Here is a 16,883-nt window from a genome sequence, read left to right on the forward strand (position 1 = left end):
CGGATTTTTTGACAAATTTTGAGGGAGGTATTTGGGCAAGGTGTATATTGCGGAGGCGGGGAAGTATGACTACCAAATGTGGGTGCGGGGCCGAAGGTTTACCGGTAACAGCAGATATTGGGAAACAACCGGGCCGGGTATGCCCGGCCCCTACGGGGTGGCTGCTGGGGAAGCGGCTATGTTTTTCAACATTGTTGGGCGTGCCGTGTGGAAAACTCTTGCAATTTCTACCTTATTATAATAGTATAAAGACAACACATTGAAATGAGGGCTATCCATGATTCTGGTATTGAACATTGGCAACTCCAACATTACGTTCGGCGGGTATATGGCGGACGGCAAGCTGGTATTTTCCTCGCGGCTGTTTGCGGACACCGCGTTGAGCAGTGATGAGCTGCTCTATAAAATGGTAAATATGCTGGCGCTGTACGGCGCGGAGCCGCAGCAGATTACAGGGGTCATCTTCTCCAGCGTGGTGCCGGCGCTGACGCCGCGGCTGCGGGAGGCCCTGCGCAAAATGTGCGAGTGCCAGATTATGGAGGTCGGCCCCGGGCTGAAAAGCGGCGTGCGCATCCGGATGGACAACCCGTCCCAGCTGGGCGGCGAGCTCCTCTGCGCCATCGTGGGCGCGCTGCAGCACTGCACGCCCCCCTGCGTGGTGGTAAACTTTGATACCGCTACCACCCTGCTGGCGGTGGACGCTGCCGGCGCGCTGGTAGGCGGCAGCATCCTGCCGGGGCCGCAGTGCTCGCTGTCGGCGCTGGTGCGCAACACGGCACAACTGCCACAGGTAGAGCTGGAAGCACGCCCGCGGCGTCTGCTGGGAGCCAACACGGCCGACTGCCTGCACAGCGGCATTGTGTACGGTACGGCGGCCATGCTGGACGGCATGGTGGCCCAGATACGCGCCGCGCTTAACGCCCCTGCCGCCCCGGTGGTGGCAACCGGCACACTGCCCGTCAGCGTGCGCACGGCGTGTACGACCGAAATCACCTACCGCGACACCCTTGTTCTGGAGGGGCTGTTTGTGATTTGGCAGAAGAATGTGCGGATGTGACGCGGACGTGATTTTGCCGGGAACGTCCCCTTCCGGCTTTGCAAAGAGGAGTGTATGCTCCTCTTTATTTTTTTTTCGTGCTATGTTATAATATATTATGTATTTTTGTGTACAAATTTATTGAGAAAGGTATTTACGCAAAACCCATGCAGCATTTTAAAAACTTTGACTGGAAAAAGTTCCTGATGCAGGGGGTGCTCCCCTGCTTGCTGGCTGTGGCGGTGGGGTTCATCTCCCGCTACCAGCTGGAGCTCTCTGACGGTGTCACCGAGAGCTTTCTGGCCTTGCAGTGGCCACTGTATGCGCCGCTGAACGCCCTGACGGCCTTCTGCCTGACGTTGATTCTGTTTGCCATGCTGGGCCGATGGTGGCTATCCACGGCGCTGTCCGGCGCGGTATTCACCATCATTGCGCTGATCAACTACTACACCCGCGACCTACACGGCTCGGCGCTGATGCCGCAGGACATTCTGAACCTTGGCACCGCCGCTGAGGTCATGGGCAGCTACACCTTAAAAATCACCCATGACGTCATCAAGATTGCGCTGCTTTTCCTGCCGATTCTGGCTATCGCCTTTGTGCAGCGCCGGCTCTGCAAGGGCGCACCCAAACGCGCCAGCTGGCCCGCCCGCGGCGTGCGGGTGGCGGGCAGTGCGCTGTGCGTCTTTCTGGTGATGTTCTTTGGCTACTTCGGCCCGGTGACCGTCAAGCCCAAAACCACCTACGGCTGGGCGTGGCAGAACACCTACTACACCTACGGATATCTGGCGGGCACGATTGAGGCCACCAGCCTGATGGCCGACCCCATCATTGAGCCGGAGGGCTACAGCGACGCCGCCGCGGTCGAGGCTTTCGCCAAGGCGGACGGCTACACCGGCCCCGCCACCGCTGAAACCGCACAGGACTACCCCGATGTTGTGCTGATTCTGTCCGAGAGCTTCTATGACTTTGACCTTGTGACGGATTTGCAGGCCGACACCGACATTATGCCGGTCACGAAAAACCTGCCCAACTCGGTCTACGGCCACACCATCAGCCCCCACGTGGGCGGCGGCACCAACTCGACCGAGTACGAGATGCTGACCTCCAACTCACTGATTCTGATGCCGAGCATCACGCCGTTCAACTGGCTGAACCTGTACAACGCCAACAGCGTGGTCAGCTACCTGAAGGGTCTGGGCTACTCCACCATGGCCGCCCACCCCTACACCAACTCCAACTACCGGCGCGACTCCGCCTGGCTGGCGCTGGGCTTTGACGAAACTCACTTTGAGGACGACTTCCCCACCCAGGACCGCTACGGCGACCGCCCCTACCAGACCGACTCCGCCACGTATAAGGACTGGGAAAAACTCTACGAGGCCATGCCCGAGGACAAGCCGCGGTTCAGCTTCCTGGTATCCATCCAGAGCCACGGCGATTACGATATGAACGATGCTTCGCTGGATATTGTCCACGCCGCCACCGACTATGGCGAGTATGACGAGCTGATGGACGAATATTTAAGCTGCATCAAGATGACCGACGCCGCCGTGCAGGAGCTGTGCGACTACTTCACCGCGCAGTACGAAAAGACCGGCCGCAAGGTGATTGTTGCCATGGCCGGTGACCACGCGCCCAGCTTTGTGACCCACGTGGCCGACCCCAGCTTTGCCGCCGCGGGCAACGATTTGGAGCTTTTGCAGCGCAGCACGCCGTTCTTCATCTGGGCAAACTACCCGCTGGAGCACACAGACGCCGCCGTCAGCACGGCCGACCCGCTGAACCGTATGGACATGGTCATGCTGACCCCCACCCTGCTGCAGCAGGCCGGTCTGCCGCTGAGCGACTATTACAAGTATCTGCTGGAAATGAAGCAGAACACCCCCGTTGTGACCGCCGCCAATGACTATATGAAGGCGGACGGCACCACGGCCGTGTACGGCGTTGACCCCGCGCTGGACGCCTGGGTCAAGGGGTATCTGAATCTGGAATACAACAACATCGGCGCCCACGCCAAACGGGACCAAAGCATTTTTACCCCCGCCGATTGACCCGCCGAACGCAAGGAGGAAGTCCACAATGACTGGTCTCAAAAAAGCCTTACGCAGCCGCCACGGCTTTACGCTGGTGGAGCTGGTTGTCGTGCTGGTGATTGCAGGCATAACAGCGAGCTTTGCCGTGCCTGCGCTGACCGGGTACATCGACAACACCAAGGAGAAGCAGGCCGTCAGCGAGACGCAGGCGTGTGTGATGGCGGCGACCCGCATTGCCGCGCAGAAGTACGCCTTGGTGCAGAACGCTTCAATAACAGGAAAAAGCGATGGTGCAAATGCTCTGACAAGCTGGGCGGGCGAGTTGAAAAACGAGGCCCCCACCGTGACCGGTGATGTTGCACTGACTGAGGGCAGCGGGCAGTATCTGCTGCATATGGAAAGTGCTCCCATCGGCAGCAAAACGCCTGACGACCTTGCCTCGCAGGCAGGCGTGAGCGGTACAGTGCAATGGATGACCTGCAATGCCAGCGGGCAGGTTTTGTACTTGGTGTACACCAGCAAGGATGGCATCACCGTTGTTTATACCAACAACGGTCGTTCTTCCACTGTAAGCACAAAGGCCGATGCTGTCGTTGTGCCGACACCGGAGCCGGGCAGCAGCGGCGGCGGTACGACCGGCGGCGGGGAAACCGGCGGCGGTGGTACGACCGGTGGTGGTACAACCGGCGGCGGTGGTACGACCGGTGGTGGTACAACCGGCGGCGGGGAAACCGGCAGCACTGCTACCGCAAACGAAAAACAATTCATTATCCATATGCAGGATGTCAGCACTGCAAACTCTGCGCCTTTTGCAAACAAAAAATATCACATTGTAAGCGGTGAAAACTCCTTTGATGTGACCTCTGATAAAAACGGCGATATTCTGTTGAAAATTTCTCCTCATGAGGATGGTCGCCATCTTTCCGATACTGTTATCGGGGATACGGCGACATATATCACCGAAGATGAGGTTCCTGCCGGCTATCAAGTCATTCCCAGTGATACAAAAATCTATATCAATGTTTGCCTTAAAGAGAATGACTATTATCTCAATAGCATAAAGGATGACGGAAATTACAATTCAGGTGTTGTCGATATGGACAACAGGCGGCTTACCATTATGCGCTTTCCCGTTGCCAAATTGAATCTACGCGTCACTGACTCTGAGGGAAAAGCACTGCCCCGTGCTATTTTTGATATCACGAATGGCTCAAATACTGTTGCTACACTCACTTGTAATGATAATGGAGAATGCTCCATTCCTGTCAAACTGCATGAGGGAGATAATATCGGGGAATCTGTTTACCTGACTGCCGGAAGCCAAACTTATGATATAAAGGAAACCTATCCTCCTGCCGGATATCAGGGAGGTATCACCTGTTCTTTTAATTTATATTATGAGCCATATCCCTCTGAACCGAAACCCCACCATGAAACCTGGTTCTATATTAATCGTTTTAACGATAATCATAAAGAATTGGGTAGATATGATCTGGAAAAAACAGTTGGTAAAGACGATTCTTTTCATGTTATAAACACCAAACGCAAGCTATGTACTGTCTATATCCGTAAAATTGATGACGCCGGAAATCCTGTATCCGGCGCCAATCTAAAGCTGACAGCTGACAACAATAACAATGCTATTGTAAACACCAATGTCATGGAAAACTTTGTACAATCCAAAGAGTTCACTACTACAGGCGCTGATGCCGTATTTGAGGTGCGGCAGGGTCAGAACTATACGCTTGAAGAAATAAACGCTCCTTCCGGATACACCAAGGCTGATAACCTGACATTTTTCGTTGAATCTGGCTGTACCACAAAGGTAGTCATCATGACTGACCATAACTCTAGTGAGGATAAATCTGATATAAAGTTCGACAAGGTCACTTTTAATCAGGCAAATAACTGGGCACACAAACTCACTACGGATGACGAAATCAAATTTAGTGGCGGTGAAATTATTTGCTGGAAGGGTATCGCTTACTACAATTATGATAACATTAATACTAAGATTCCAAATAGCAAGCGTAATACCTATGAAAAGAATCCTACCGAACTGAATAACGCTCCCGACCCCATGGAATTCTTAAATGAGCATCTCAAAAAAGCGGCTGACTATATTGTTCCCCTCACGGGTAAGGCTTATCATTATAATGATGAAAATGTAACGCTCCAAAAAGGGGACATTGTTATTCCTGAAGATTATGGGAACGGGGTTCCTGAAGATAATAAGAACAAAAAAGTATATGTCTATATCGGTGATACGGATTCACCTCTTACCGGCCAAAACCTCAGCGATAAAAATAAAAACTTTACTACGCTAGAGCATAAACCACAGGATAAAGACAACAAAACATATAATTTCACCCTCAATCCATAAGAAAGCCCCCACCCAGCTGCAGAACATCTGCACTTGGGTGGGGGTGATTTTATTTGCGAAGTCTTTCCTGCAAAAGGAGGAGGCCGCGTACCTGCCCGGCACCTACAAATGCGTTTTCCATAAATGGGCAGTCGCAACAAACGCGGAGGGGTCAAGACCCCTCCCTACAATACTATCATTCAAACTCGTCCCAATACACATGGGCGCTTCTTGTCATTTCCTTGGAAAAATCGCTTTCGTACTTTCTCTTGCAGAAGGCCTGCACGGCGGTGTTGAAATCATAGTCCGGCTGGCCGTTGGCGGCGGCGCGGGCGGTGAAGTCGGCGCGCAGCTCGTCCGGCGTGCGGTCGCGGTAGGTGTTCTCACACACAATGGCCTGCTCGGCAAAGCGGGCTGGCTTGGGGCGGCGCTGCTGCTGCTCGGTCGGGCGGCCAAACACCAACATACAGGCGGGCACAACGTACTCCGGCAGGCGCAGGGCCTCGCGCATGGGCTCGGCGTTTTCAATCACGTCCCCGATATAGCAGCTGCCGATGCCCATAGATTCGGCGGCGACGACGGCGTTCTGCGCGGCAATGCAGGTGTCCGCTATGGCCAGCATCAAATCGCCGTAGCCGGGCTTGCGCGCATCCGGCATACCGGCCGCATGGTAGGCATTCAGCCAGCGGCGGCAGTCGGCCAGAAACACCAGCACCAGCGGTGCCTTGGCAATGAACGGCTGATGGTCGCACAGGTCGGCCAGTGTGGCCTTCAGCGCGGGGTCGGTGATGTCCAGAATTGTGTACAGCTGCTGGTTGCCCGCCGTGGGTGCCTGAAACGCCGCGTGCAGGATGGCCGCGCGCTCCTCAGCGGTGACGGCCTCGTCCGTGAACACCCGCACGCTTTTGCGGGCAGACAGCGCCGACAGGATTGGATTGTTTTGCATGGTGAACTCCTTTTGCATTATAAAAGTCTGGTTGTAGGGGCGGGCATTGCCCGCCCGCGGCGTTACCGGCTTATCACTTTTTCTTCTTCAAAAACTTGCCAATCAGCGTTTCCAACATACTGAGTACCTCGCGGATGTTCACCACGCAAACCACCGCGGTGATGCCCACCACCGGCACGGCCCAGTGCTCCAAGCGCATCATGCACCAGATTTCGGCCAGCACCAGCGCCAGATTCATAATCAGCCACGCCGGGTGGAAGTCGATTTCCAGCAGCCCCCGCGTGGAGTACGCACGCAGCAAAAACACCAGCAGCAGGCTCAGGAAGCTGGCCGGGGTCACGCCCCACGGCCCCCACAACAGGATAAAGAAGTAGTTCAGCACAAGGTTCAGCACCGCGCCCGCCAGCATGGTAAACAGCGAGCCCGTGCTGCGCTTATACACCACGTAGATGCTGTTCAAGAACTGGTTCAAGCAGGTCAGCATCGAGCAGAGCGTCAAAAACGGCACAAAGGTCCACGCATCAAAATACTCGGCCTTGAAAACCCGCATCAGCAGCTGGCACAGCATAATAATGCCCGCCACGCAGCAGAACAGCACGCTGGCATACACACGGAAAATCTTGGAGAAAAACGCCTCGCGGTCGGTCTCCTCCGTCACGGCGGAAAGCTGCCACGCCTCATAGAAAATGCCGCCCAGAATCGTGATAATCTGCGGCAGGAAGTACCCCGCCGACAGCAGGCCGACCCAGTGGTTGCCGCTGCGGCCGCCGTAGCCCTCGCACATACCCTGCACAAAGAACATATCGCTGGCGTTGATGACCCAGAAGCTGATGGACGCAGGGATCATCGGCAGGCAGTAGCGCAGCATATCCTTCCACAGCGCCATACTGAACGCCTTGGGCTTGAAGTAGCGCCAGCACCCGCCCGCGATAAAGACAAACACCATCGAGGTCAGGTCCGCCAGCGCGTTGGCCAGCAAAAAGCCGGTTGCCCCCAGCTTGAACACACTGAGGAAAATCAGGTAATACGCCAGCAGGCTGAGCGTGGTCAGCACACCGTCAATGGCCACCAGCCGGTTCATCAGCCGCGACCGTATAAACTGGGTACACAGCGTGCGCAGGCAGCTTGCCAGCACGCAGAGGTACAAAAAGCCGAGATATTCCGCGGCGTTGGGTATCAGCCGCACCAGCGGCATGGCCAGCAACAGCACCAGAAAGCCCACGCAGATGGTGGCCGCACCGTTGACAAAGACGCTGGATTTGTCATTTTCCTTATCCAGACCAAACCGGATGACCGCATATGCCACGCCAAGGCTGACCACCGGAATCAACAGGTTGGTGGCCTGCTGCAGCAGGCTGGACACGCCCATAACATCCGGTGAGTCCAGCGCGTAACTAAGATACGGCCGGATAAAGAAGCTGAGCAGCTTGGAGCTGAAGTTGGAAATGGCAAACAACAGCGTATTGCTGACCAGCGTTGTGTATTTTTTTTGTGAAGATGGCAAGGTGGAACCCTCCCTGTGTATGGTTTGTCTTAGTTTTGCCGCCCGCGGGTTTTACCGCATTTTCAACAGCTTTTCCCGCTGCTTGTAGTCCGGCATGGCCCTTTCCACCGCCGCCCAGAACGTGGGGCCGTGGTTGGGGTGGGCAAAGTGGCAGAACTCATGCACAACAACGTATTCCTGCGCGGGCATGGGCATCACGCAGAGCCGCCGCGCAAAGGCCAGCGTGCCGGTGCGCAGACTGCAGGACCCCCAGCGGGTGTTCATATCCCGCACGGCGATTTTAGGCATATGCCCGCCCGGGCAGATGGCCGCGAACTGCGGATAGTATGCCCGGCAAAGCGCCTGCATATGGGCCAGTGCCGCCTGCTTTGTGGGCAGTGCGGGCTGCTCGGCGGCTTCGCGTTCACGGCGAGCGGCGGCCTTGGCCTGCGCGGCGCGCACCCAGTCTGCCCGCGCCGCCACAAAGGCGTCCACGTAGCTTATCGGCACCCGCGCCGACGCACTGGCCGCAACCGAGCCATCGGCCCGGACACGCAGATTTATATTGCGCACCCGCCGCCGCGTGAGCGTATAGCATACGCCGCCCGCGCAGCGCTCCTGCACCTTTTCTGTCGCCAAGCCGCGACCCCTCCCCCATCGTCATTCCCCGGGCAATCCGTTTTGTGCCTGTTTTCTTATTATAACAGGAAATGGTCTGGTTTTCCATATTTGAGAGGAAAAGACTTGTTGGGGAAATGTGAACATTTGCAGGGGCAAAGAGTATGAGATGCCAGACCGGGAATCTCCCGCGGGCGGCCGTCCTGTTCGATTCCTCGTACGGAAGCACGAAAAAGCTCCTCAATCCTGAGATTGAGGAGCTTTTTGGTGACCCGTACGGGAATCGAACCCATGTTACAGCCGTGAAAGGGCCGTGTCTTAACCGCTTGACCAACGGGCCATATAATACAAGATTTCGCTAAAACAGCAAGCAACCTATCGGCCACTATTGCAACCGACCCCCAAGTATTTTAGCGAAACCCTGTATCATGTGGTAGCGGTAACTGGATTTGAACCGGTGACACTTCGGGTATGAACCGAATGCTCTAGCCAACTGAGCTATACCGCCACATTTGTCTGTGCGCTCTCGAGAACGCTATATTATTATAGCGGACGCGTCCCCTTCTGTCAAGTAGTTTTTCCCGAAAAATTTCAAAAAATACAAAAAAATCCCGCATTGGCAAAGAACCAATGCGGGAAAGGTCGGCGTTAATGCCGCTTACTTCTTAGGAATCAGGACTTCCTTGCCGCCCATATAGGGGCGCAGAACCTCGGGGATGGTGACGGTGCCGTCCGCCTGCAGGTGGTTCTCGAGGAAGGCAATCAGCATACGCGGCGGGGCCACGCAGGTGTTGTTCAGCGTGTGGGCCAGCTGGGTCTTGCCGTTCTCATCCTTGAAGCGGATGTGCAGGCGGCGGGCCTGTGCATCGCCCAGGTTGGAGCAGGAGCAAACCTCAAAGTACTTCTGCTGGCGGGGGCTCCATGCCTCGATGTCGCAGCTCTTGACCTTCAGGTCAGCCAGATCGCCGGAGCAGCACTCCAGCTGGCGGACGGGAATCTCCATAGAACGGAACAGCTCAACAGAGTTCTTCCACAGCTTATCATACCAGGCCATGCTGTCCTCGGGCTTGCAGACGACAATCATCTCCTGCTTCTCAAACTGATGGATGCGGTAGATGCCGCGCTCCTCAATGCCGTGGGCGCCCTTCTCCTTGCGGAAGCAGGGGCTGTAGCTGGTCAGGGTCAGCGGCAGCTTGGCGCCGTCCAGCGTCTGGTCAATGAAGCGGCCAATCATCGTGTGCTCGGACGTGCCAATCAGGTACAGGTCCTCGCCCTCGATTTTATACATCATAGCGTCCATTTCAGGGAAGGACATAACACCCTTGACCACATCGCCGTGCATCATGAACGGGGGGATGACATAGGTAAAGCCCTTGTCAATCATAAAGTCGCGGGCGTAGGCCAGCACAGCCTCGTGCAGGCGGGCAATGTCGCCCAGCAGATAATAGAAGCCGTTGCCGGAGACGCGGCCGGCGGCGTCCAAGTCGATGCCGTCGAAGCTCTCCATAATATCGACGTGGTACGGAATGGGATAGTCGGGCACAACGGGCTCACCGAAGCGCTGAACCTCGACGTTGTGGCTGTCATCGGGGCCGATGGGCACGCTGGGGTCAATCATCTGGGGAATCGTGTACATAATCTCCTGAATCTTGGCCTGCAACTCGGTCTCCTTGGCTTCCAGCTCCTTCAGACGGTCAGCCTGTGCGGTGACCTGCTTCTTGATTTCTTCAGCCTCGGCGGCCTTGCTGGGGTCCTTCTTGGCCTGACCCATCAGGGCGCCAATCTGCTTGGACAGCTTGTTGCGGTTTGCGCGCAGGTCGCTGGCCTCGCCGATGGCAGCGCGGTACTCGGCGTCCAGAGCAATGACCTCATCCACGAGGGGCAGTTTTGCGTCCTGGAACTTTTTCTTGATGTTCTCCTTGACGGCGTCCGGGTTTTCACGGACAAAACGAATGTCTAACATAGTGGTACTCCTCTATTAAAATTTCAATAATAGATACATTTAAAAAAGCGTTGTAGGGGCGAACATTGTTCGCCCGCTGCAACTTTGCGGCTGCGGGTACTTTGCGGGTCGATGACGAGCATCGACCCCTACATGTAGGGGCGGATTCCATATCCGCCCGCGAAATCGTGCGGTTGCCGCAGCTTTTCCGGGCGAACAATGTTCGCCCCTACAAATCCAACTTGCATTACCCCTCCGGGTCATACATACCCAGCAGGCTGACGAACTTCTGCAGCATCTCATCACTGTAGAAATCAATCTTCAGCGAGCCCCTGCCGTCCTTGTAATCCACGTGCACCTCGCTGCCGGTGACCTCCTTCAGGGCGGCCTCGACCTCGATGGCACGCTTCGGGCGGGTGAAGTTATCGTCCTTCGGCTTGGGCGGCTTGGCGGGCTTGGCCAGCTTTTTGCAGAGGGCCTCGGTCTGGCGGACGTTGAGATTCTGCTCCACAACCGCCTCGGCTGCCTGCAGCATCAGCTCCTCACTGGGCAGGCCCAGCAGCACCTTGGCATGGCCGAAGCTCAGCTTGCCCTCGCTGACCATGCGGCGCACGTCCTCGGGCAGGGCCAACAGGCGCAGGCTGTTGGTCACGGCACTGCGGCTTTTGCCCAAGCGCTTGGCCGCGCTTTCCTGCGTCAGGCCGTACTTTTCAATCAGTTGTTTGCACCCCTCGGCAACCTCAATCGGGTCAAGGTCCTCACGCTGCAGGTTTTCAATCAGCGCCAGCGCGGCAGCCTGCTCATCGGTCACGTCCTTGATGATGACCGGCACCTCGTCCAGACCGGCCAGCCTTGCGGCACGCCAGCGGCGCTCACCCGCAATGATGATGTACCCCGGGCCAACCTTTTTGGGCCGCACCGCAATAGGCTGCAACAGGCCGTTTTCGGTAATGCTGTCGGCCAGCTGGCTCAATGCATCATCATCAAAGCGCTTGCGGGGCTGCTCGGGGTCGGGCTCAATCTCCCGCAGCGGCAGTGTGGAGCTTGACGCCTCACTGCCGGTATCCTCAGGCAGGTCGGCAAACAGGCTGTCCAGTCCCTTGCCAAGCCCGCCCAGCTTCTTTTTGGCCATTGGCGTCCCTCCTTATCGCTCGTTGCTTGCTAAAAATTCCCGCGCCAGCTCCATATAAGCGTCACAGCCCTTGCCGTTCGGCTCATAGAAGTTGATGGGCATACCAAAGCTCGGCGCCTCGCTCAGGCGCACCGTGCGGGGAATGACTGCGCGGTAGACCTTATCGCCGAAGTATTTTTTCACCTGCGCCACCACCTGCATCGTCAGGTTCAGCCGCCCGGAATACATCGTGAACAGCACGCCCTCAATGTCCAGATAGCGGTTGTACTTTTTGCGCACGGTCTTGAGGGTGGTCATAAGCTCACTCAAGCCCTCGAGCGCAAAGAACTCGCACTGCATCGGGATGATGACCGTGTCGGCTGCGCAGAGCGCGTTGACGGTCAGCAAATCCAGCGACGGCGCACAGTCGATGAAAATGTAGTCGTACAGTGGCACGACCGGGGCCAGCACGGTGCGCAGGCGCATTTCACGCCGCGGCACGGAGACCAGCTCAATCGGCGCGCCTGCCAACTGGGTGTTGGACGGTAGAATGTCGGCGTTGTACTCGGTTTTGATGATGGCCTCGCGGACGTCATCATCGTCAATCAGGCAGGTGTAGGTGTCGGCTTCGACCTTATTTTTGGCGACACCGTAAGCGGAGGTGGTGTTGCCCTGGGGGTCAAGGTCCACGATCAGGACCTTTTTGCCCAGTGCCGCCACACAGGCGCTCAGGTTGACGGCGGTGGTTGTTTTGCCAACGCCGCCCTTCTGGTTTGCTATTGCGATGACTTTTGCCACGCCGTACCTCCTCTTTTTTTTGCATTTTTTGCGGCCAAAGGGCCGCTTGTTTCTATTATAGCACAAAGAGCATGGATAAAAAAGGGTTATTTATAAAAATGCCCCCGGTAAATGTTCCACGTGGAACATTTACCGGGGGATAAAAGCGATATAGAAGCGGGCGGGCAATGCCTGCCCCTACAAAACGTCATATTGTAGGGAGGGGTCTTGCCCCCTCCGCGCACACCAGCATACGCCGTTTTTATTCTGCTGCACGGTAGGGGCCGGGCAGCTGCGGTGAGATTGACCCTCATCCGGCCCTGCGGGGCCACCTTTTCCCACAGTAGAGGGCTTTGGGGCCAAACCCTACAACTTCACCGCAAATTCTTCCTGCTTTCCTGCCTCGCCTTCCTGCTTGCCGACTGTTCCGTCGCTGCTGACCGGTATCCGGACGATGTATTCCAGACACCCATCGTGCTTATCACACCGCGTTGTGGCGGCTATCCCCTTCTGGGTCATTAAATCCACCGCGTGCTGCAGCGTGTTCACGAAAAATCGCACATCCCGCACCATCGGTATTGTGCGGCGGCAGGGGCTGGGCGCGTTGGGTGCGGCCAGCATCTGGTCCACCAGCTTGTCGGCCTGCCGCACACTCAGCTTATCGCGAGCCATCTTTTCCAGCGCGGGGGTGCGGCGGCCTTCCGGCAGGCGCAGCGCAGCCCGGGCGTGGCGCTCGGTCAGATGGTTGGCGGTGCAGAGCTGCTGTTGTTCCGGCGTTAAGGTCAGCAGCCGCAGCTTGTTGGCCAGTGCGGGCTGGCTCAAGCCCAGACGCCGGGCGGCCTCTGCCTGCGTGCAGCCCCACAGCCGGATAACCTCCTTGATGCCCCGCGCCGTGTCAAATGGGTCAAGCTGGCTGCGCTGCAGATTTTCCAAAAGTCCCAGCGCGGCGGATTCGCTGTCATCATAGTCCGCCAGAATGGCGGGGACCTTTTCCAGCTTGGCCAGACGGCAGGCGCGCAGACGGCGCTCCCCTGCCACAAGCTGGTATTTGCGCAGCCCCACCCGCCGCACGCTGATGGGTTGTAATAGACCGTTCTGCAAGATGCTGACCGCCAGCGCGGCAATTTCGGGCTCGTCAAAGGCGGTGCGGGCCTGATAGGGGGACGGCTCAATGGCGTCCACCGGCAACATCAGGATGCGGCCCTGCTTTTGTATATCATTCTTAGGCAATTCTGATTCCTCCCCACAGGACAAATAAAATATGCTACGCTTCTTTTCTACAAAAAGCATAGCATATTTTGCATCCCCGGGAAAGAAAAATCGTTCGCCCGGATATTCATTTTTTCGCGTTATTACAGCGGTTTTTTTGCAATTTTACCGCCATTGCGGGGGTAAACCGTCGGAGTTTGCGATATTTTTCTGCACAGCACCAGCCCGCGGGCGCTGCTGTCGGGCAGGGTGAACTGCCGCGTTTCGGCATACTGGCCGCCCAGCTTTTTCAGCGCGTTGGCCGCGGCCTTGGCTTCGGCGTCCGCCTCGGGGCCCTTCATGGCGATGAACCAGCCGCCCACCTTGACCAGCGGCAGGCAGTATTCGCTCAGTACCGGCAGCGCCGCCACAGCGCGGGCGCTTGCAACATCGAACTGCTCACGCCAGATTTTGCGGGCGGCCTCCTCGGCGCGCTCCTTGGCAAATTCCACGCCGGTCAGGCCCAGCTCCGCGCAGGCGTAGCGCAGAAAATCCACCCGCTTGCCGGTCGGCTCCATCAGGGTCAGCTCCAAATCGGGCTTGTAGATTTTGGCCACAATGCCGGGAAAACCCGCGCCGGTGCCCACATCCACCAGCTTACCCTGCACCTCCGGCTGGGCGGCAAACAGCAGGCTGTCCGCAAAATGGCGGTCCTCGATGCCTTCCGGGCTGGTGATGGCCGTCAGGTTGACCTTTTCATTGTAGCTGACCAGCAGCTCCGCATATTTGTCCAGCAGATCCAGCTGGGTGCCAGTCAGGGCAATGTTCCACGTAGAACATTTTTCGGATAAGCGGTTTTTATCAATCATCGGTTTCTCCTACTCTGTTTGGGTAAAGGGGCGGATTTCGGGCGGATATGGAATCCGCCCCTACGGTGTGCACGCCGCCAAAGCTATTTTACTTGCCCTGCTTCAGCAGCACAATGCTCAGCTGGGCTAAATCGCTGGGCGACACGCCCGGTATGCGCCCGGCCTGCGCCAGCGTGCGGGGGCGGATTTTTTCGAGCTTTTCGCGGGATTCCAGCGTCATGGTTTCGATGGGTGCGTAGTCAAAGTCCTCGGGTATTTTTACATTCTCGTGGCGCTGGATGTCCCGGATGATGCGCTCCTCGCGGGCAATGTAACCCGCGTAGCGGATTTCCGTCTCGATGCGCTGTGCCATAGCGGGGGTCACGCCCTCGCCGCGGCCGATTACCTTGGCCACCAGCTCATAGCTGATGTAGGGCCGGCGCAGCAGCTCGATGGCCGTGCCGCCGATTTCGCCCAACTCGGCACCCATGGGTGCGGCGGCACGCAGGTCTGCCAGCTTGATGGAGGTTGTCTCCAACCGCTTCAGCTCGGCCTGCTTGATTTCACGGTCCCGGCAGAACAGCGCCCACCGCGCATCGTCCACCAGCCCGAACTCCCGGCCAATCGGGGTCAGGCGCTCGTCGGCGTTATCCTGACGCAGGCTCAGGCGGTATTCGCTGCGGCTGGTCATCATGCGGTAGGGGTCCATCACACCCTTGGTTACAAGGTCATCGACCAGCGTGCCAAGGTAGCTGGTATGCCGCGCCAGTACCAGCTCTTCCCTGCCCAAGGCGTGGCAGGCGGCGTTCAGGCCCGCCAACAGACCCTGCGCGGCGGCCTCCTCATAGCCGGAGGTTCCGTTGAACTGTCCCGCGCCGTAGATGCCAGCCACAACCTTGCTTTCCAGCGTGGGCTTGAGGGTGGTGGGGTCAACGCAGTCATATTCAATCGCATACGCCGGGCGCATAATTTCAAGGTGCTCAAAGCCCTTGATGGTGCGGTACATCTCGTTCTGCACCGACTCTGGCAGGCTGGACGAAAGTCCCTGCAGATACATTTCCTCGGTGTCCTCGCCGCAGGGCTCCACAAAGACCGGGTGGCGCTCCTTTTCTTTGAAGCGCACCACCTTATCCTCAATCGAGGGGCAGTACCGCGGCCCGATGCCCTGAATGTCGCCGCCATACAGGGGTGAACGGTAGAGATTATCCAGAATCACCTTGTGGGTTTCCGGGTTTGTATAGGCAATATAGCAGTTGACCTTGTTGTGCATCGGCACACGAGTCATAAAACTGAACGGCTGCAACTCGGCGTCGGGGTCACCGGGCTGACATTCGAGTTTGGAAAAATCAATGCTGCGGCGGTGGACGCGGGCGGGCGTGCCGGTCTTGAACCGGCGCAGCGTAAAGCCGTGCACCACAAGGCTTTGGGTCAGCGCCGTGGCGGCGTGGGTGCCGTCGGGGCCGCTGTCATAGTGGGCGTCCCCCACAAAGATGCGCCCACCGAGGTTGGTGCCGGTGGCCACCACCACCGCCTTGCAGGCGTAGTAGGCGTGCAGATTGGTGATAACGCCCACTATCCTGCCGTCCTGCACGTCCACACCGACGATTTCACCCTGATGAATGTCGAGGTTTTCGGTCTTTTCCAGCGCGTGCTTCATCCAGATGTGGTACCGCTTGCGGTCGGTCTGCACGCGCAGGCTGTGCACGGCGGGGCCCTTGCCGCGGTTGAGCATCCGACTTTGCAGATAGGTTGCATCCGCAGCGATGCCCATCAGCCCGCCCAGAGCATCGACCTCCCGGACCAGATGCCCCTTGGCTGTGCCGCCGATGGACGGGTTGCAGGGCATATTGCCGATGAAATCCAGCGACAGTGTAAACACCGCCGTTTTTGCCCCGACCTTTGCCGCCGCATGGGCCGCTTCAATCCCCGCGTGCCCCGCGCCAATGACAATGACGTCATAGGTTCCTAGTTTGTCCATAGTTGTTTTTTCCCTCTTGCGTAATTTATCCGTGAGTGGTTTGCAAATAAAAAATAATAAATAAGAAATAATAAATGTGGATGCGCGCCGCGCGCGCAATTTAAAATTACCTTACATTCTTCTTTAAGGTATTCTTATTTTTTTATGTTTCTGCTTTCTTTGCTTTATTTAAGGTAGAGATAAGAATTTTCTTTATTTCGGTGCAGTCTTTCAATAAAGACTTGCTCTGTGTACTTGTCAGGTACTCTGTCTTGGTCAACAGAATAATCCAATATTCCGTTTCTGAGGCTTCCTTCAGTGAGATGTGCAGCTTTGAAATAAAATCCTGCCTGCTGGAACCATAAACTGCCTCATGTGCATTTGCTCCAATGGAAGTTCCGCTACGCAGCAGCTGTCTGGACATAATATCTTCCTTCTTTTCCTTCACAAGATACTGGCAGCTTCGCACAATTCTGACGGAAAAATTCACTGTTTTATCCAGAAGCACATTGTTCTGTATCACAGCAAGCCTCCCGCCGCAGAGTATTTTGTTTGCGCCCAAAGGCGCAAACTCCACCA

Annotated in this window: 13 protein-coding genes and 2 tRNA genes; 3 read left to right on the forward strand and 12 right to left on the reverse strand. The window is 56.8% G+C overall.

Annotated elements, in window-relative coordinates:
* Positions 1–277: 277 nt before the first annotated feature.
* The 3 genes from NE623_RS12520 (at position 278) to NE623_RS12530 (ending at position 5,455) form a co-directional block, all read left to right on the forward strand.
* Positions 278–1,057 (forward strand): type III pantothenate kinase, encoded by a 780-nt coding sequence (locus NE623_RS12520; protein ID WP_256272321.1) that lies wholly within the window; start codon positions 278–280, stop codon positions 1,055–1,057.
* A 146-nt stretch (positions 1,058–1,203) separates the two neighbouring features.
* The gene (locus NE623_RS12525; RefSeq protein WP_256272322.1) at positions 1,204–3,090 is read left to right on the forward strand and encodes an LTA synthase family protein; all 1,887 of its coding nucleotides are present in this window, start codon (positions 1,204–1,206) and stop codon (positions 3,088–3,090) included.
* Between the two features lie 28 nt (positions 3,091–3,118).
* The gene (locus NE623_RS12530; protein WP_256272323.1) at positions 3,119–5,455 is read left to right on the forward strand and encodes a SpaA isopeptide-forming pilin-related protein; all 2,337 of its coding nucleotides are present in this window, start codon (positions 3,119–3,121) and stop codon (positions 5,453–5,455) included.
* A 175-nt stretch (positions 5,456–5,630) separates the two neighbouring features.
* On the opposite strand, the gene NE623_RS12535 is transcribed toward NE623_RS12530, so the two are convergent.
* From NE623_RS12535 to NE623_RS12590, 12 genes are all read right to left on the reverse strand, one after another.
* On the reverse strand, positions 5,631–6,380 hold the full coding sequence (locus tag NE623_RS12535; protein ID WP_256272324.1) for a nitroreductase family protein: 750 nt from the start codon (positions 6,378–6,380) through the stop codon (positions 5,631–5,633).
* 73 nt (positions 6,381–6,453) lie between these two features.
* The gene (locus NE623_RS12540; RefSeq protein ID WP_256272325.1) at positions 6,454–7,884 is read right to left on the reverse strand and encodes a lipopolysaccharide biosynthesis protein; all 1,431 of its coding nucleotides are present in this window, start codon (positions 7,882–7,884) and stop codon (positions 6,454–6,456) included.
* Positions 7,885–7,935: 51 nt separating this feature from the next.
* Positions 7,936–8,502: a M48 family metallopeptidase gene (locus tag NE623_RS12545; RefSeq protein ID WP_256272326.1), complete on the reverse strand. Its 567-nt coding sequence runs from the start codon at positions 8,500–8,502 to the stop codon at positions 7,936–7,938.
* Positions 8,503–8,746: 244 nt separating this feature from the next.
* Positions 8,747–8,821, reverse strand: a tRNA-Glu gene (locus NE623_RS12550).
* 91 nt (positions 8,822–8,912) lie between these two features.
* A tRNA-Met gene (locus NE623_RS12555) sits at positions 8,913–8,989 on the reverse strand.
* A gap of 150 nt (positions 8,990–9,139) precedes the next feature.
* Entirely contained in the window at positions 9,140–10,444 is a 1,305-nt protein-coding gene (gene serS, locus NE623_RS12560) for a serine--tRNA ligase (protein WP_256272327.1), read from the reverse strand.
* 226 nt (positions 10,445–10,670) lie between these two features.
* The gene (locus tag NE623_RS12565) at positions 10,671–11,555 is read right to left on the reverse strand and encodes a ParB/RepB/Spo0J family partition protein (RefSeq protein ID WP_256272328.1); all 885 of its coding nucleotides are present in this window, start codon (positions 11,553–11,555) and stop codon (positions 10,671–10,673) included.
* Between the two features lie 12 nt (positions 11,556–11,567).
* A complete protein-coding gene (locus tag NE623_RS12570; protein WP_256272329.1) occupies positions 11,568–12,332 on the reverse strand; it encodes a ParA family protein in 765 nt (254 codons plus the stop codon).
* A 345-nt stretch (positions 12,333–12,677) separates the two neighbouring features.
* Positions 12,678–13,541, reverse strand: a complete 864-nt coding sequence (locus NE623_RS12575) for a ParB/RepB/Spo0J family partition protein (RefSeq protein ID WP_256272330.1) — start codon at positions 13,539–13,541, stop codon at positions 12,678–12,680.
* Positions 13,542–13,663: 122 nt separating this feature from the next.
* On the reverse strand, positions 13,664–14,368 hold the full coding sequence (gene rsmG / locus NE623_RS12580; RefSeq protein ID WP_256272331.1) for a 16S rRNA (guanine(527)-N(7))-methyltransferase RsmG: 705 nt from the start codon (positions 14,366–14,368) through the stop codon (positions 13,664–13,666).
* Between the two features lie 88 nt (positions 14,369–14,456).
* Positions 14,457–16,325: a tRNA uridine-5-carboxymethylaminomethyl(34) synthesis enzyme MnmG gene (mnmG, locus tag NE623_RS12585; protein ID WP_256272332.1), complete on the reverse strand. Its 1,869-nt coding sequence runs from the start codon at positions 16,323–16,325 to the stop codon at positions 14,457–14,459.
* Positions 16,326–16,467: 142 nt separating this feature from the next.
* Positions 16,468–16,827, reverse strand: a complete 360-nt coding sequence (locus NE623_RS12590; RefSeq protein ID WP_370866751.1) for a four helix bundle protein — start codon at positions 16,825–16,827, stop codon at positions 16,468–16,470.
* Between the last annotated feature and the right edge of the window lie 56 nt (positions 16,828–16,883).

Source organism: Gemmiger formicilis (assembly GCF_024462815.1).
Classification (GTDB): Bacteria; Bacillota; Clostridia; order Oscillospirales; family Ruminococcaceae; genus Gemmiger.

What these genes read in the sequence shown, in the direction of transcription:
- NE623_RS12520 (WP_256272321.1), top strand. Translation starts at nt 278, where the DNA reads ATGATTCTGGTATTGAACATTGGCAACTCCAACATTACGTTCGGCGGG.
- NE623_RS12525 (WP_256272322.1), top strand. Translation starts at nt 1,204, where the DNA reads ATGCAGCATTTTAAAAACTTTGACTGGAAAAAGTTCCTGATGCAGGGG.
- NE623_RS12530 (WP_256272323.1), top strand. Translation starts at nt 3,119, where the DNA reads ATGACTGGTCTCAAAAAAGCCTTACGCAGCCGCCACGGCTTTACGCTG.
- NE623_RS12535 (WP_256272324.1), bottom strand. Translation starts at nt 6,380, where the DNA reads ATGCAAAACAATCCAATCCTGTCGGCGCTGTCTGCCCGCAAAAGCGTG.
- serS (WP_256272327.1), bottom strand. Translation starts at nt 10,444, where the DNA reads ATGTTAGACATTCGTTTTGTCCGTGAAAACCCGGACGCCGTCAAGGAG.
- NE623_RS12565 (WP_256272328.1), bottom strand. Translation starts at nt 11,555, where the DNA reads ATGGCCAAAAAGAAGCTGGGCGGGCTTGGCAAGGGACTGGACAGCCTG.
- rsmG (WP_256272331.1), bottom strand. Translation starts at nt 14,368, where the DNA reads ATGATTGATAAAAACCGCTTATCCGAAAAATGTTCTACGTGGAACATT.
- mnmG (WP_256272332.1), bottom strand. Translation starts at nt 16,325, where the DNA reads ATGGACAAACTAGGAACCTATGACGTCATTGTCATTGGCGCGGGGCAC.